This is a genomic window from Lacrimispora struthionigena (genome assembly GCF_048627165.1).
Classification (GTDB): domain Bacteria; phylum Bacillota; class Clostridia; order Lachnospirales; family Lachnospiraceae; genus Lacrimispora.
In genome coordinates this window covers 1,707,294-1,724,965 of the sequence record NZ_JBMBWP010000002.1, presented here as the reverse complement: position 1 = coordinate 1,724,965, position 17,672 = coordinate 1,707,294, and the positions used below count along the sequence as shown (strand labels likewise).

The window sequence follows — 17,672 nt, the reverse complement described above, 5'->3', positions numbered from 1 at the left end:
TTATGGCAGAGTCAATGTTGGGTTTAAAAAGATCCCATAGATGTACGGAAGTTACAGCAGCCTGTGCAGGAAACGAAGTTACAGTAATGGGCTGGGTTCAGAAAAGCAGAAATAAGGGCGGAATTATATTCGTTGATTTAAGAGACCGTTCTGGAATTCTGCAGATCATCTTCGAAGAGAGCGATTGTGGAGCAGAAAATTTTGCAAAAGCAGAAAAACTGAGAAGTGAGTTTGTTATCGCTGTTACCGGCGTGGTAGAGAACCGATCAGGCGGTGTGAATGAGAATCTGGCGACAGGCGCCATTGAAGTGCGTGCCAAGAGCCTTAGAATTCTCTCAGAATCTGAGACTCCTCCTTTCCCGGTTGAGGAAAACAGCAAAACAAAAGAAGAACTGAGACTGAAATACCGTTATCTGGATTTAAGAAGACCGGACATCCAGAAAAATATCATGATCAGAAGCCAGGTTGCTACCTTAACAAGAGCATTTCTGGCAGAAGAAGGCTTTTTAGAGATCGAGACACCGACTCTCATTAAGAGCACACCGGAAGGTGCAAGAGATTATCTGGTGCCAAGCCGTGTTCATCCTGGTTCCTTTTATGCTCTTCCCCAGTCTCCCCAGCTTTTTAAGCAGCTGCTGATGTGTTCTGGATATGACCGTTATTTCCAGTTGGCAAGATGCTACCGTGATGAAGACTTACGTGCAGACAGACAGCCGGAATTTACACAGATCGATATGGAGTTGTCCTTTGTAGATGTGGAAGATGTACTTGCAGTCAATGAGAGACTGTTAAAAAAGCTGTTTAAGGAAATCTGCAATTTCGATCTGGAGCTTCCGATTACACGTATGACCTGGAGAGAAGCCATGGACCGTTTCGGTTCTGATAAGCCGGATATGCGTTTTGGAATGGAACTGAAAAACGTATCTGATGTAGTTAAGGATACCGAGTTCGCTGTATTTAAGGGAGCTTTAGAAAACGGTGGATCTGTCCGCGGCATTAATGCAAAAGGACAGGGAGCCATGCCAAGGAAAAAGATCGATGCTCTTGTAGATTATGCAAAGGGCTTCGGTGCAAAAGGCCTTGCTTATCTGGCAATAAACGAAGACGGAACTTACAAATGTTCTTTCTCCAAATTTATGTCAGAAGAAGAGCTTAAGACACTGGCAGATGCCATGGATGGACAGCCAGGAGATCTTGTTTTATTTGCTGCAGACAGAGACAAGGTTGTCTTTGACGTACTGGGTAACCTTCGTCTGGAACTGGCAAGACAGTTAGAACTCTTAAAGAAGGATGTATTTAAATTCTTATGGGTAACTGAATTCCCGTTACTGGAGTATTCCGAGGAACAGGGACGCTTTACAGCCATGCACCACCCATTTACCATGCCTATGGAAGAAGACTGGGCTCTGATCGATACCGATCCGGGTGCTGTACGCGCCAAAGCTTATGATATCGTGTTAAACGGTACAGAGTTAGGCGGGGGATCTGTCCGTATCCACCAGGCTGATATACAGTCTAAGATGTTCGAAGTACTGGGCTTTACCAAAGAGCAGGCAAATGAGCAGTTCGGCTTCCTGTTAGATGCATTTAAATACGGTGTACCGCCTCACGCAGGTCTGGCTTATGGTCTTGACCGTGTAATCATGCTGATGGTTGGGGCAGACAGCATCCGTGACGTAATTGCATTCCCGAAAGTAAAAGATGCCTCCTGTTTAATGTCTGAGGCACCGGCTCCGGTAGATCCCAAACAGCTGGTAGATCTTGGAATTAAAGTGAGTGAAGAAACAGAAACTGAATAAATAAATTACAAACCTCTCTGCGAAGCCAACAGGCTAAGACAGAGAGGTTTTTTTGTGAAATAAAGTATCAGATAAAAGGAAAATATTAACAAAATAATATGGAAATTTTACATTGTTCTGATATAATATAGGAAAAAGCATATGTTAAAGGAGGATTCAAGCAATGAAAGGAAGTACAAAAAGAAGGTTTCTGTCTCTTTGCCTATCCGTACTCATGGTTTTGTCCCTAACCACAGGTCTATCGTTTCCTGCCAGGGCTGCAGATCAGGATATTGTGATTCTGTATACCAATGATGTTCACTGCGGCATTGATGAAAAAATCGGTTATGCAGGTCTTTCTCTTTATAAAAAAGAGATGAAAGCCCAGACGCCCTATGTGACTCTGATTGATGCTGGTGATGCGATTCAGGGAGCTCCCATCGGAACACTTTCTGACGGCGGATACATCATTGACATTATGAATCAGGTCGGATATGATTTTGCCGTACCGGGCAATCATGAATATGATTACGGTATGCCACGGTTTTTGGAACTGGCAGGCAAATTAAGCTGCGGATACTATTCCAGCAACTTTATGGATTTAAAGACCAATACTCCAGTGTTTGCTCCTTATAAGATGTTTACATACGGAAATACAAAAGTTGCTCTGGTTGGTGCAACCACACCGGAGAGCTTTACCAAGTCAACACCCGCCTACTTCCAGGATGGAAGCGGCAATTATATTTATGGTTTCTGTGAAGATGAAACGGGTAAGAAGCTTTACGATCAGATTCAGCAGTCCGTTAACAGTGCCAGAACAGAAGGTGCGCAGTACGTTATTTTAGTAGGCCATCTGGGGGAAAACGGCACCACTGACCGGTGGACTTCTGACAGTGTAATAAAGAATACAAATGGAATTGATGCATTAATTGACGGTCACTCTCATGAAGAATACTCAAAAAATATAAAGAACAAAGATGGAAAGGACGTGCTCCTTACCCAGACAGGAACTAAATTAAAGAATATTGGAAAGCTGACCATACGCCCTGACGGTTCTATTGCCAGTGAGTTAGTAGCGGAAGTTCCAGCAGGTGCAGTATCCAATACCTATACCGTACAAAAAGGGGATTCCTTAAGCCGTATTGCAAAAAGAGAATTAGGTTCTTTTGACCGATGGAGAGAAATTTATAATGCAAACAGGGACAAGATTAAAGATCCAAACGTCCTTACTCTGGGAAGCCAGCTGGTTGTTCCTGGTAAAACAGCAGTATCCAAGGATGGAAAAGCCCTGGATTATGATACAGACCAGTTTATCAAGCACATTCAGGCCCAGTATAATGAATCATTAAAGGTCGTATTGGGACATACTGATGTGGAACTGACCATCAATAATCCTGCTACAGGGGAACGGGCGGTCAGAAGCGGAGAAACCAACTTAGGTGATCTCTGTGCAGATGCATACCGCCAGGTACTTGGAGCAGACATCGGTATTGTAAACGGCGGGGGTGTCCGTGCAGGTATTAAACCAGGAAATATCACATATAACGATACACTTACTGTACATCCTTTTGGCAACATGGGCTGTGTAGTTGAAGTTACCGGACAGCAGATTAAGGATGCCCTGGAGATGGCTTCCCGTAATTATCCCAAGGAAAGCGGTGGCTTTTTACAGGTATCTGGTTTAAAATATACCATTAAAACCTCAGTTCCATCCAGTGTACAGGTAGATGAAAAAGGCAACTTTGTAAAAGTGGCAGGAGCATACCGGGTCGCAGATATCATGATTGGCGATTCTCCTCTTGATACGTCCAAAGTTTATACCGTAGCTTCCCACAATTACATGTTAAAGATGGCTGGTGATGGTATGACAATGTTTAAAAACAGCAAAGTAATCCGTGACGATGTAATGACAGATGTAGATATTCTCTCAGCCTTCATCCGCAATAACTTAGGCGGAAATGTAGGCGCTGATTATGCAAATCCGGCAGGACAGGGAAGAATCACGATTCAGTAAACAGATAAACTTAAAGTAATATAACCATGCGCCCTGCCCGGGTTTTCTCCTGCCAGATCAACAGGAGAGATCCGGACAGGGTGTATTTGTCTGCAAATATAAGAAATTTATGATACAATAGATACAAATAATATAATAAGAACCACAGGAGATAGAAAATGTTAATCAGAGAACCACAGAACCGCTTTGAAGAAATATATGCCATTTATGAGGAGTCATTTATAGAACAGGAAAGACGTACAAAGGAAAGCCAGAAACTTGTATTTGACAACCCCGTCTATCATACACTGGCAGTGGAAGAAGATGGGAGAATTATGGCGTTTCTGGGATACTGGGATCTGCCTGGATGTGCTTTTTTTGAGCATTTGGCAACTGCAAAGATTTCAAGAGGAAAGGGCTATGGCAAACTTCTGATCAAAGAAGCAGTAAAAGAAATAAAAAAACCTGTATTTCTGGAAATTGAGCCTGTGACAGAGGAAAATCCCGCAACAGGAAAAAGGGCAGTCTTTTATGAACGGCTGGGATTTTATGTGAATCATTTTTACTATGAACAAATGCCGTTAAAACCACAGGACAGTCCAATGCAGTTATGGGTGACTAGTTATGGAAAGCCATTTACTGAGGAGGAATTTATGCCTTATAAGAAAGAGATTTATGAAATCGTATACGGAGTCAATCTTTCCTAAAGAAACCGGATTGTCTTATTTTTATCACAGGACAAACTGTTTTTGCATATATTGTATCTAGCAATCAGAATATTCTAAAAGGAGATGGTTTGATTGAACCGATATAAGATATGCGTTTATGCAATCAGCAAGAATGAAGAGCAGTTTGTTGATCGGTGGATGGATGCGGTTTCGGAAGCCGATGAAGTGATTGTGACCGATACAGGCTCTACGGACGGCACTGTTGAAAAGCTCAGAGCCAGGGGGGCCACTGTATATGAGGAAACCATTTCCCCATGGAGATTTGACACAGCGCGAAACGTTGCTCTTGATCATGTGCCTGAAGATGCAGATATCTGCGTATCCAATGATTTAGACGAAGTATTTATACCGGGCTGGAGAAAAATCTTAGAGTCTGCATGGAAAAAGGATCAGACCCGTGCCAGATATTTATTTACATTTTCGTTGAATCCAGACGGAACACCAAAGAAGCAGTATCCCATGGAAAAGATCCATAAACGCCATGAATACCGCTGGATTCATCCGGTTCATGAAATATTGGAGTATAGTGGATCAGAGCCGGAAAAATCAGGCTGGGTGACGGGACTTGTATTAAATCATTACCCGGATAATTCAAAACCAAGAACCCAGTATCTGCCCCTTCTGGAGTTATCTGTAAAAGAAAATCCCTTTGATGACAGGGCCATGTTCTGGCTTGGCAGAGAATATGTATACCATGGAGATTATGACAAGGCAATACAAACGCTCAATAAACATCTCTCTATGCCCACCGCAAGATGGATGGAGGAACGTAGTGCCTCTATGCGCTTTATTGCCAGTTCCTATGCAGCAAAGGGCAATAAAAGAGAAGAACTGGTCTGGCTCTACCGGGCTCTTGCAGAATGTCCGGAGGTGAGAGAACCTTATCTTGCTTTAGCCAAATTCGGATATATGGAATCCAACTGGGCCTTAAGCTTTGCCATGGCTCTAAAGGGGCTGGCAATTAAAGAAAGCACGGGTAGCTATCTGGTAGACCCGGCAAGCTGGGGATATGCATTATACGATTATGCTGCAATCAGTGCTTACCGGCTGGGTATGTATGAGACAGCCGAAGAGTATGCAGACCAGGCTTTAAAAACAGATCCGGAAAATAAAAGGCTTCAAAGCAATCTCCTGCTGATTCAGCAAAAGAGCAGAAAACCGGCAGATAAGGAGGAATCCTGATGAGCGGTTTGAAAATCTGTGTTTATGCAATCTGTAAAAATGAAGCATCATTTGTAGATAGTTGGATGGATTCCATGAATGAGGCGGATCTTATTGTTGTCACAGACACCGGATCGGAAGATGATACGGTAGAAAAGCTAAAAGAGAGGGGAGCCATAGTCTATGTAGATATTGTAAAGCCATGGAGATTTGATGTGGCAAGAAATATCTCTCTGGATCACGTACCAGAAGATGTGGATATCTGTGTCTGCACCGATCTTGATGAACGGTTTGAACCAGGGTGGAGAAAACGGCTGGAAGAAGCGTGGGTAAACCATAAGCCCGTTAACAAGGGAGCTGTTGCAAAGACTGGCCGCTATCTTTACAACTGGAGTTTAAAGCCAGACGGAACACCGGATATACAGTTTTATTATTTTAAAGTGCATCAGCGTAAGGACTTCCGGTGGAAATGCCCGGTACATGAGTTTGTCCAGTACTGTGGAAAATCACCTCTGGAGACAATCTATATTGATGGAATGGTGTTAAGCCATTACCCCGATCCCACCAAATCCAGGGGCTCCTATCTGCCTCTTTTAGAGCTGGCAGTTGCAGAGACGCCGGGGGATGAGCGGATGCGGTACTATCTTGGCAGAGAGTATATGTATAAGAGCAAATGGCTGGAGAGCATTAAAACCTTAAAGGAGTATTTGCTGCTTCCCACTGCAACCTGGTGTGATGAACGGTGTGCAGCCATGCGCTGGATTGCCAGATCGTATTATCGGCTGGGCAAGATAAAAGAAGCATACCAGTGGTATTTTAAAGCCATTGCAGAGGTTCCTGGCATGCGGGATCCTTATGTGGAGTTTGCCAAAATCTGCTATGAGCAAAGCGACTGGCCCATGGCTTATTATCTGACCCTGGAAGCACTGAAGATAAAAGAAAAATCAAGGACCTTTGTAAATATGGGGTATTCCTGGGACTATACTCCGGATGACCTTTGCGCCATTGCCTCTTACCGGCTGGGATTGTATTCTGAATCCCTGGATCATGCAAAAGCAGCTCTTTTTTTGGCCCCCGACAATGAACGTCTGAAAAGTAATTTAAAATTAATTCAGGCAGCCATAAAAGAATAAAAATAAATTCCCGAAGAAAGACACAGGTTTCAAAATGCCATATTTGTGTCTTTTTTTGGGAATTTTTTTAATTGTTTAAAATTTGACAAATATTTTACAGAAATTTAATAAACTTTCAGTAAACGTCAGTTGCAGATTTTATAAATACCGTGTATGCTAATCCATATTGAATGAGATTGCAATCAGAAAGGGGTATTACATGAAGGCACAAAAGAGTAAGAGATTGCAGGTAACTGGAAAGCTGGTTGTATTCGTCAGTGTCATGGTAATGTTAATTATATCCGCCGTGATGACCATTTTTTATATCAGCCTGGACCGGGTTTACCAGAACTGGATTGATTCCAGTTACGAAAGTTATGATTTAAATATTAAAACAGCGACTGAAAGTCTGGTCAGTGTGTTACAGGTTAATTATGACCGCTATAAATCCGGTGAAATTACAGAAAAAGAGGCACTGGACAATGCAAAAGCCATTGTCCGCAATACCCGTTATGACAATGGAAACGGATATTTCTGGGCCGATACTTCCACAGGTCTCTGTGCAGTTCATATGAATCCGGAATATGAAGGAAAAGAGCGCTACGATGAGAAGGATCTGAAGGGAGAATACTATATCCGTGAATTTATTAAAAACGGATCCCAGCCCGGAGGTGGATTCACCAATTTCTACTTTACAAAACCAGGCCAGGAAGGCACATTTGCTAAACGGGCTTATACCATAAAATTTGAGCCATATGACTGGTACATCAGTACAGGAAACTACATAGACGACATAGACAGTGCTGTTGCAGGATATCACAGGGAAAAAATACTCAATATTATACTGCTGGCGGTTGTAGCCTTATTGATCTGCTTCACAGGTTTAATCATACTTGTCAAGTTCCTTCACAGGATTACAGCTCCATTAAGTCCCATATCTGAGCGGCTTAAACTGCTTTCCGACGGAGATGTTCATACCCCTCCCGTTGCAGTTGTGAAAACCGGTGATGAGATGGAGGTACTCTCTCAGGCAACCGATGAACTGATTGGGCAGATGAAAGAAGTAGTGGGTGATATTACGCTTCACTTGAAAAATATGGCGGCTGGAGATATGACACTTCCTGTAACCAGGGAGTATGCCGGAGATTTTTCCACCATCCATGATTCTCTGATTCTGATCTACAAGCAGTTAAACCGGACATTGGGCTTGATTCGTGAGTCGGCCGAGCAGGTGAATTCAGGTTCATCCCAGGTGGCAGACGCAGCATCAGCTCTGGCAGCCGGAGCGACGGAACAGGCAGGAACCATTGACCAGCTTTCTTCTGCCATAACAGAGATTACGGAACAGGCAGAACAAAGTTCGGCTCATATCGGGCAGGCTGCCGGTTATGCAGAGCAGACATTGGTTCGGGTAGAAGAAAGCAATAAGAAGATGAAGCAGATGCTTCGGGCAATGGACGAGATAAAGAACACTTCCGATGAAATTGCAAAGATTACAAAGGATGTAGATGCAATTGCCTCACAGACCAATCTTCTGGCGTTAAATGCTGCGGTAGAAGCGGCCCGTGCAGGAGAAGCAGGTCAGGGATTTGCGGTAGTTGCAGACGAAGTCCGCAGCCTTGCAGCAAAATCCGCAGAAGCTGCCAAACGCACTTCGCTGCTTGTGGAAAATGCAGCCCGGGCTGTGACGGATGGTATGGGGACTGCAAAAGAAAATGCCCAGATTCTGGCAGAGGTTATGGAACAGGCAAATCATGCCAAAGGGCTTATGGAATCAGTGGAGCAGTCCGCAAGAGAACAGGCCGTTGCTATGGTTAGTGTCAGCAACGGAATCAATGAAATCTCATACGTAGTCCAGAGCAATGCGGCTACAGCAGAAGAAAGCTCCGCTTCCAGTGAAGAATTGTCAGCCCAGGCCGCACTTCTCCAGAAAGAATTGGATAAATTTAAAATAATCCAATAAGATGTTGAATTAAAAACTGCCTTATGATACCATGGAGATGGTCAGTTATTTCAAATACAAATAAGGAGGCTTTTAATAAATGGATATTCGTTACTCTGCTAATCAGAAAGATTTTAAGCGTTACACAACAGAAGAAACAAGAGACGAATTTTTAATTGAGAACTTATACGTTGCCAATGAAGTGGTAGCTGTTTATTCCCATGTTGACCGTATGGTAACACTGGGCTGTATGCCAACAACAGAAACCGTTTCCATTGACAAGGGAATTGATATCTGGAAAAACTTTGGTACAAGCTTTTTCCTTGAAAGACGTGAAATCGGTATCTTCAACATCGGCGGATCAGGAAAGATCAAAGCAGATGGAGAAGAATTCAGCATGGGCTATAAAGACTGCTTATACATCACAAAGGGAACCAAAGAAGTATTATTCACCAGTGATGATGCAGCAAACCCAGCTAAATTTTATATGGTAAGTGCTCCTGCTCACAAGGCATGCAAGACAACCTTTATCCCGATTGAAAAGGCAGCTAAGAAGCCACTGGGTGCAATGGAAACTTCCAACAAGCGTGTGATCAACCAGTTCATCCATCCGGATGTACTTGAGACCTGCCAGTTATCCATGGGTATGACTGTTTTAGATCCAGGCAGTGTATGGAACACCATGCCATCTCATACTCATGAGAGACGTATGGAAATCTATATGTACTTCGAGATTCCGGAGAACAATGTAGTATTCCACATGATGGGCGAAGGCAATCAGACCAGACACATCGTTATGCAGAATGAGCAGGCAGTCATCAGCCCATCCTGGAGCATCCATTCCGGAGCAGGTACAAGCAACTATACCTTCGTTTGGGCAATGGGCGGCGAGAATCAGGCGTTTGATGATATGGATACCATTCCTACAACTGAATTAAGATAAGATTCGATTGGACAGGCAGATGCTTTTTACAGGAGCATCTGCCTTTTTTTACTTTTACGAAAGTTAATCGGGAAATGGTGTGAAATCTCTGTGAAAATGTAGATATTCCGCTATCAATTTGGTACAATATGTTTCATAAATACAGGAAAACAGTTGAGATCTGATTTCGGGAGGTTTTTATGGAACAGTTAAAAATATTAGTGGTAGATGACGAAGCCAGAATGAGAAAGCTGGTAAAGGATTTCCTCAGTGTAAAAGGATTTACCGTTGTGGAAGCATCAAACGGTGAGGAAGCGGTAGACATATTTTTTGAGCAGAAAGATATCGTACTGATTATTCTGGATGTGATGATGCCGAAGATGGATGGGTGGGAGACCTGCAAGACCATCCGTAAGTATTCCCAGGTTCCGATTATTATGTTGACAGCCAGAACAGAAGAGAGGGATGAACTTCAGGGATTTGATTTGGGAGTGGATGAATATATAGCAAAGCCATTCAGCCCCAAGATCCTGGTTGCCCGTGTAGAGGCTATATTAAGGCGCAGCAATGCCGTGAATACGGATTCGGTTGAGATCGGCGGTATCTGCATCGATAAGGTGGCACATCAGGTAACCATTGATGGAAAAGACATTGAATTAAGCTATAAAGAATTTGAGCTTCTGGCATATTTCCTGGAAAATCAGGGAATAGCTCTCTCCAGAGAAAAAATTCTTAATAATGTATGGAACTATGATTATTTCGGTGATGCAAGAACCATTGACACTCATGTAAAGAAATTAAGAAGCAAGATGGGAGAAAAGGGAGATTACATCCGGACCATCTGGGGAATGGGCTATAAATTTGAAGTGACATAATCGTTAGAGGTGAGTGAATGAAACATTCCATAAAGGCGCGTTTTGCCATCATATTTGTCTGTCTGATGGCATTTGTTCTTTTGACTACCTGGTGTGTGAACAACTGGTTTTTAGAGGGATTTTACACCAGAGCTAAGGTTCGTATCCTGGAAATGGCCTATACAGAGATTGATCAGGTAGTAGCCCAGGCCAATGAAAGCGGAAAAGGAATTATTAATTATTACCATGATTCCTATGATCCTGATTTCAAAAATGAGGGACCCGTGCAAAAGATGTTTCGGACCATGGGTGAAAAATATAATTTAATGATGATTTTAATCGACAGTACATCAGACGAATATATGATGTCTACAAGTGGTGATCCACAGTTCTTAAAAAACAGGATTGAGGATTATATTTTCGGCAAAGATATGCCCAAGGCCAAAGTATTAAGAAAACATAATAACTATATTATACAAAAAACTTATGACAAACGTTCGGATTCTTATTACCTGGAGAGCTGGGGGTATTTTTCGGATAATAAAACTATTTTTCTAATCTCCATACCGCTGTCGAGTATCAGGGACAGTGTGACTTTGTCAAACAGGTTCCTGGCATATGTGGGATCTATGGCTTTGATTATAGGTAGTTTGTTTATTTATTTCACCACCAAACGTATTACAACACCCATTCTTCAACTGGCAAATTTGTCAGAGAAGATGTCCGGTCTTGACTTTGAGGCAAAATACACTGGTGATGAAAAAGATGAAATCGGTGTCCTGGGTAACAGCATGAATCAGTTGTCCGACCGGCTTAAGGATACAATCGGACAGCTACGCAGTGCCAATGAAGAACTGCAGAACGATATTGCGGAAAAGGTAAAGATTGATGAGATGCGAAAGGAGTTTATTGCTAATGTGTCCCATGAGCTGAAAACACCCATTGCTCTTATTCAGGGATATGCGGAAGGCTTAACGGAGGGGATGGCAGAAGATCCGGAGAGCAGGGATTATTACTGTGAGGTGATAATGGATGAGGCCAATAAGATGAACAAAATGGTTCGTCAGCTGCTGAATCTGACTGCTCTGGAATTTGGCAATGATGATTTACAGTTGGAATGTTTTAATTTAACGGAGCTAATCCGCGGAGTGATTGGATCTGCCGGGATTTTAATCCAGCAAAAGGATGCTAAGGTGAAATTGGAGACTTTTGATACCATTCGTGTTTATGCGGATGAATTTAAAATAGAAGAAGTGATTACCAATTATTTAAATAATGCACTTAATCATCTTGGCGGAGACAGGGAGATTATTATCACTGCCGAAGAGAATGGGAAAGAGGCGCTTGTAACCGTATTTAATACGGGACAGAGTATTCCGGAAGAAGATCTACCGAAGCTGTGGACGAAATTTTTCAAAGTGGATAAGGCCCACACCCGGGAGTATGGCGGCAGCGGAATTGGTTTGTCCATTGTAAAGGCGATTATCGACTCTCACAAGAAGTCCTGTGGTGTAAGAAACGTTGAGGGAGGAGTGGAGTTCTGGTTTACTCTGGATTGTTATCAGGAACAGGGAGTATGACTTATCAGTTCCATAAAAATGCCGATATAATAAGTGTTGAACCATAATTTCTTAGAACATGTGATGTGAAAGGAGAAAGATATGGATATTGCAGCAATGAGTATGCAGTTAAGCTCTTCTAAAATTCAACAGAGTGCCGGATTAAGCGTTGCAAAAAAGGCAATGGATAACCAGGAAACGCAGGCAGCCGATCTTTTAAAGATGATGGATGTGGCAGTCCCAAACCAGATTAAAACTACTGGTTTAGGACAGTATGTTGATGTAAGAGTCTAAGAGTAAAAAGTTAAGGAGCAAAACCGGTTCATTGGTTTTACTCCTTAACTTTTTTGTTGGCCATGATAAAATGAGTAGTTAACCTTATTTTTCGCACATTAAGAAATATCGGTCCAGGTGTTCGGTATAACCGCCTTTTTGTTCTTTTGGTGTTGTGGTATCCAGAATGGCTTTAAGCTGTGGTTTTAAATTCAGTTTGCTGATTAATAACAGAAGAAGTTCCTGGATATTAATTAACATCAGGGAAGTCTTCCCGTTTAGCATTCGTTCTTCAGAAAGTTCCTGCTTTAGATGATAGGCATAGGGGTTTGCTACATAAAAATATAGGAATCCACCTGATTTTAAGTGGGTGGAACATTCTGTAATCAGTTCTTTGTAGTCCGGATAATTGGATAAATCCCTGCCCAGGCTGATATAGTTGTAGAGCCCCCCCGGAATGTGCTTGTGCGTTTCTAATATAGAGGGAGACACAATGACCGGGCTATTAAATGGTTTCAAATCGTCTTTCAGGTTAGAGTCATTGATAAGGAATGAAAATGAAATTTTTTTCTCCAGTCTTCTAAGCTGTGTTTTAAATTGCAGCACATCAGCTCCAAAGCCGGGATCAATAACAAGTGTGGAAACTTCCGTAGACTGCTGTGGAATGGTTAGTTCAATGTGAGATAGCTGATAGGCATCATAACAATAGTTATTTTCCCAGGGATCAATCCCATATTTTGCTTGAAACAGTAATCTTCCATGAAAGAGGGTTCTGTTTTTAACCTGGTCGTCTTTACCGGTAATGCTTCCATAATGGTAGCACCAGGTATCCCGGCAGAGAATCTGCTGAAATCCCGCTCTTCTTGCACGCAGGCTGAAATCATCATCCCAGAATTCCATGGTATGAAAATAGCGGTCTGCAAATCCAATGGTATTCACCTTATCCACATCGTACAATGCAATTACAGGCATGAGCCTGCACCGTTCTTCCCAGAGGTAGGGGCAGGGGCGGTTGTGGGCTTTCGCCGTTGCTTCTGCATTTTCGGGGGTGAATTCTGCCACCATACCCTGCAGGTTGCTGGTGTTTGGCGTGCTGGGGACAGACATGATTGCGTTAGGGTAAAACTGTAAGCAGGTGAGAAGGTTATCCAGCCAGTTTTCCGTGAGGATAGTGTCGTTATTGACAAATGCTGCATATTTTCCTTCGCAAACCCGGTATAGCAGGGAAAAGATCATTGTTTTTACATTTTCCTTTAAATTTATGACCTTTGTTATACCCAGACTTTCGAAGTATTCTTCTGTTTCGTCGGTGGACCCGTCATTGAGAAGTATCAGCTCACAGGGGTATTTGGCGAGATCGGTGTTGCGGAAGAGACTATCCAGACATCTTTTTGTATATTCCAGTTTATTGTAAACAGGAATCATAATGGAAATAAGATATTTTTCACCTCTGTTGTTGTAGGTGTTTTGGTGGTTTTCGGCAAATTCAGTTTCATAGTATACCTTCATTTTTTCTTTATCCGGATAGATGAGAGTCCAGAAGTAGGTGTCTTCCAGCCATTCCTGTAGAAATGGAATTAACTGATATTCGGTCAGTGCGGCTGCTTTTTCTCGGTTGTCGTTTAAGATCAGCGATGTAAGCTTATCGATTGTACAGTCTATGTTGTGATACATTGCCTGGAAGGAAATTGTGATATTTTGTACTGCAGGATTACTTAATGCAGATTCCAAGTCAGAGGTCAGGGATTTTAGTATCTTTAGCTGGCTGATCAGGAGGCGGTTTTCCTGATGGGGCAGAGTGGGAAGGAGCATTGTGGCTATATGCAGCAGGAAATACTGGCTTTGAATCACCCGTTTCCAGTAATTTAGAGGGTCGTCGGCAGAAACTGTATCTAATGTTAGAAATTTGTGCGTCATAATAGATTCCTTATTAGAATGAAAGCAGCGTCAGGTATGGAAAAAATGATTAAAAGACGCTGCAAGGTATGCAGGTATCACTTTATTATATGGCTGCTGTTCGGGTTTTTTGATTCTTGCAAAAAATATTTAAAAATTTACAAAAAATGACTTAACTTTTTAAGCCGCCGACTCGATAAAGTATGTGAAAGGAAGATGATAATAAATTACTTGTGCAAAGCGGTTTTAACCTGATTTTGCGGTGGTAATTCATTGGACAGGCTTCTTAAAGACACAAGTGTCAAGTTTTCACGAAACCCGCTAAGCGGCTGGTACCCCGCTGAGGTTTCAAACATCTTAACGCTTATCTGGAAACCAGAAAGCGTCCTATCATACAGGGAAAAGGATTTCCCTGATACATATTCAAGGAGGAAAAACACATGAGAATTCAGCACAATATCGCAGCTTTAAACTCTTACAGACAGTTAGGAAGCAACAATAACACCGTATCTAAGAACCTTGAGAAATTATCTTCCGGTTACAGAATCAACCGCGCAGGTGATGATGCAGCTGGTCTTGCTATTTCTGAGAAGATGAGAGCACAGATCACAGGTCTTGAGACAGCTTCCAAGAACGCAAACGATGGTATCTCTTTAGTTCAGACAGCTGAAGGTGCTTTAACAGAAGTTCACTCCATGTTAAACCGTATGGTTGAGCTGGCTGATCAGTCTGCTAACGGAACTCAGCAGGATGCTGTTGACCGTGAAAATATCCAGAAAGAAGTTAACTCTTTAAAGAGCGAAATTGATCGTATTTCTGAAGGAACAAATTTCAACGGAATTAACCTGTTGGATGGTTCTTTAGCAACAAAAGAAGGTGCGACCAAAGTTAGTACAATTACAGATAATGGAGTTCCAACAGATTTAGTAGCTAATAATGGTCAGACGTTTAAACAATCTATAACTTTTAGTGCTGGTGCTAATAGTACAGAGCAGACTATAAATCTTAAATATCTTGATAAAGAAGGTAAGGTAAAGGAAGCGGAGTTTAAATTCACAACTGCTGCAGCTGCAGATGCCGGTGATAATGCTACTAAGGCTGCCACTGAAATAACAAAATTATTTGGTGATAATTATAACGTTACAACAACAGCGGGCGGTGTACTTACTATTGAATCAAAAGAGAATGGTGCAGATCAAACACAGATCATTACCGCGAGACAGACAGATGGTGTAGCTGCTCCTGCTGATATGACTATCAGTACCCTTCAAGAAGGAAAAGATGATACATTTACAGTTGCTGGTGCTACCGTAGCGGCAGATGTTACCAAGAATAACTTCTTAAATATCGATGGAACAAAATATCAGATTCTTACAAGAGGTAAAACTGCAGAGTCTGGAGCAAAGGCGCTTTATATTGATCAGTCTGGAACTGACCCTGTTCCTGCTAATAATGCATTAAATAAAGATTCAGCAGCTCAGATTGCAGCTCAGTTAAAGGAATATGGAGTAAATGCTTCTTCAAATGGTACTAACATTATTATTGCAAAAGCCGATGCTAAGTCAGTAGCAAAGGGAGGACTTACTCTCCAGATCGGTGATACAGCAGATAGTTTTAATCAGATGAAAGTAAGTATTTCCAGTATGAATACTAAGAATCTTGGAATTGCAGGAATTGATATTAGTACTCAGCAGGGCGCTAAAGATGCAGTTAGCCTGATTAAGGATGCTATCAACACAGTTTCCTCCACGCGTGGTGATCTTGGTGCGCTTCAGAATAGACTCGAGCATACAATTAACAACCTTGGTGTTACTAGTGAGAACATGACAGCAGCTGAAAGCCGTATTCGTGACGTAGATATGGCTAAGGAAATGATGAACTATACCAAGAATAATATCCTGGTACAGGCATCTCAGTCTATGCTTGCTCAGGCAAATCAGACTCCACAGGGTGTTCTTCAGTTATTAAAGTAATCAATATATAATCAACAAATATATACTATCAGGTCTCCCAAAGTAGTGTATTAAATTTTGTGTCTCTGGAAATAAATGGCTTCTTTCTGGGAATGAATTAGATAAATAATTCATTTTCAGAAGGGAGCTTTTTCTATGGCAATCGCTAAAGAACAGTTACAGCAAATCATCGCAGACAACGATATTTTCATCATATGCGCCAACCGTAGGTCGTCACTATAGTGGAGCATCAGATCACAGGCCTGTCAAATACAACATTTTTTCGTAAGTGCTCCAAAACAAGGAGTCATTTCATCTGAGCTTTAAAAATGGTAATTAATTAACTCCTACTAATATATAAATAGGCTTTTAGATTACTTTATTATTAAAGTGCCCCACTTTTTGAGCAAAACGCTTGACAGTTTCATTAAAAGTATATGGCGCTTCGCGCCTTCTTTATAAGATATTTATCGATTGCAGATCATTTTTATGTTACTTGTAAATTCTGGCGGTCATTCTGCCTGTCAGAACTTTGTTGTTGAAATGTTCTGTAAATATTATCTTAGACCTGATTCCATTGCTCGTTCTACTTAGGATATCATTTCTTGAGCCTTGACCTTTCTCATGTTGATTCGTATTTATTGATTTTAAAGTTACTTCCATTACTGACTGGGCTGCACAGCTTAAAATCAATCTCATTTATGCACTACTCAGTGTTTTTCAAGTTGGTGACACCCCAGGCGTTGATACTTTTTATGACTTCTTTAACTGAATCTGGAATACTAATGACGACACCCCTTATTCTCACCTGCGCCCTTTGGAGACTTCTAAAAAGAAGCGTAAAAAGAAAGGTGAGAAAGATGATCCCATTGAAAAGCTGACTATTTAACAACTTTTTAAAGAGTTGGAGGAAACAACCTTTTCCCTTGACCAACAACCTTATGGTCATCTTTTACAGCTTCTTAATATGAATTTCTGGATATCTCAATCCATAAAAAACTCATCAATCCTCATAAGCAAACTCTTGCAGGTAATGGTACTCCTGTTGTTACCTCGGCAAGGGAGCGGAAATACCGTGTCTGTCACTGTCTTAGAAAGGGATTAATAACTGCAGCTATGACCGTTTTTTCTCAGCCTGATTGTGACATGGGTTGGGATTCCTCAAGGGATTGCTTTTATCTTGGTTACCATCTTTCCGCATGAGGAACATCCTTCCTGATTTCAATGTAACCAAGGTACTTCTTGATGCCACCCACAATGCAATGCCGTACTATAAATATTTCTGGTAATTATGCTCTACCTTCCGGAGAAGGGATTAACCAGTATAGGACAGCTTGATTATGATACTCTTCTGGCTTTTCATGAGGATGATTACTATAGATCATCAAAATTAAAAGATTTTTACGAAGAACTGATTCGGACATTTCTGCGATATCATGCATCAAAAGGTCATTAGCTTCTACATTTAACCAAGTAGTTATAATGCAGAGTTAATATGTAAC

12 protein-coding genes are annotated in these 17,672 nt (G+C 41.7%); 11 read left to right on the top strand and 1 reads right to left on the bottom strand.

From position 1 onward, the window contains the following. The first annotated feature begins 2 nt into the window (after positions 1-2). The 10 genes from aspS to ACOAOT_RS17180 all read left to right on the top strand — a co-directional run bounded on the left by aspS (position 3) and on the right by ACOAOT_RS17180 (position 12,343). A complete protein-coding gene (aspS, locus tag ACOAOT_RS17225) occupies positions 3-1,799 on the top strand; it encodes an aspartate--tRNA ligase (RefSeq protein ID WP_420218107.1) in 1,797 nt (598 codons plus the stop codon). A gap of 163 nt (positions 1,800-1,962) precedes the next feature. After that, positions 1,963-3,792, top strand: a complete 1,830-nt coding sequence (locus tag ACOAOT_RS17220; RefSeq protein ID WP_420218106.1) for a 5'-nucleotidase C-terminal domain-containing protein — start codon at positions 1,963-1,965, stop codon at positions 3,790-3,792. Positions 3,793-3,950: 158 nt separating this feature from the next. Beyond that, complete coding sequence (locus ACOAOT_RS17215; protein WP_420218105.1) at positions 3,951-4,478, top strand: GNAT family N-acetyltransferase; 528 nt, start codon at positions 3,951-3,953, stop codon at positions 4,476-4,478. A gap of 93 nt (positions 4,479-4,571) precedes the next feature. Further along, on the top strand, positions 4,572-5,681 hold the full coding sequence (locus ACOAOT_RS17210) for a tetratricopeptide repeat-containing glycosyltransferase (RefSeq protein ID WP_420218104.1): 1,110 nt from the start codon (positions 4,572-4,574) through the stop codon (positions 5,679-5,681). Continuing rightward, positions 5,681-6,793, top strand: a complete 1,113-nt coding sequence (locus ACOAOT_RS17205; RefSeq protein ID WP_420218103.1) for a glycosyltransferase — start codon at positions 5,681-5,683, stop codon at positions 6,791-6,793. Before ACOAOT_RS17210 ends, ACOAOT_RS17205 begins: the two co-directional genes overlap by 1 nt. A gap of 199 nt (positions 6,794-6,992) precedes the next feature. After that, positions 6,993-8,735, top strand: a complete 1,743-nt coding sequence (locus ACOAOT_RS17200) for a methyl-accepting chemotaxis protein (protein WP_420218102.1) — start codon at positions 6,993-6,995, stop codon at positions 8,733-8,735. Positions 8,736-8,814: 79 nt separating this feature from the next. Beyond that, entirely contained in the window at positions 8,815-9,657 is an 843-nt protein-coding gene (kduI, locus tag ACOAOT_RS17195) for a 5-dehydro-4-deoxy-D-glucuronate isomerase (RefSeq protein WP_420218101.1), read from the top strand. A 179-nt stretch (positions 9,658-9,836) separates the two neighbouring features. After that, on the top strand, positions 9,837-10,511 hold the full coding sequence (locus tag ACOAOT_RS17190; protein WP_104438812.1) for a response regulator transcription factor: 675 nt from the start codon (positions 9,837-9,839) through the stop codon (positions 10,509-10,511). 17 nt (positions 10,512-10,528) lie between these two features. After that, positions 10,529-12,070: a sensor histidine kinase gene (locus tag ACOAOT_RS17185; protein WP_420218100.1), complete on the top strand. Its 1,542-nt coding sequence runs from the start codon at positions 10,529-10,531 to the stop codon at positions 12,068-12,070. An 81-nt stretch (positions 12,071-12,151) separates the two neighbouring features. Continuing rightward, positions 12,152-12,343: a YjfB family protein gene (locus tag ACOAOT_RS17180; RefSeq protein ID WP_420218099.1), complete on the top strand. Its 192-nt coding sequence runs from the start codon at positions 12,152-12,154 to the stop codon at positions 12,341-12,343. A gap of 84 nt (positions 12,344-12,427) precedes the next feature. On the opposite strand, the gene ACOAOT_RS17175 is transcribed toward ACOAOT_RS17180, so the two are convergent. Further along, positions 12,428-14,239, bottom strand: a complete 1,812-nt coding sequence (locus ACOAOT_RS17175) for a glycosyltransferase family 2 protein (RefSeq protein WP_420218098.1) — start codon at positions 14,237-14,239, stop codon at positions 12,428-12,430. A gap of 419 nt (positions 14,240-14,658) precedes the next feature. Between ACOAOT_RS17175 and ACOAOT_RS17170 the strand changes: the two genes are divergently transcribed. After that, positions 14,659-16,191: a flagellin N-terminal helical domain-containing protein gene (locus tag ACOAOT_RS17170; RefSeq protein WP_420218096.1), complete on the top strand. Its 1,533-nt coding sequence runs from the start codon at positions 14,659-14,661 to the stop codon at positions 16,189-16,191. The last annotated feature ends 1,481 nt before the right edge of the window (positions 16,192-17,672 follow it).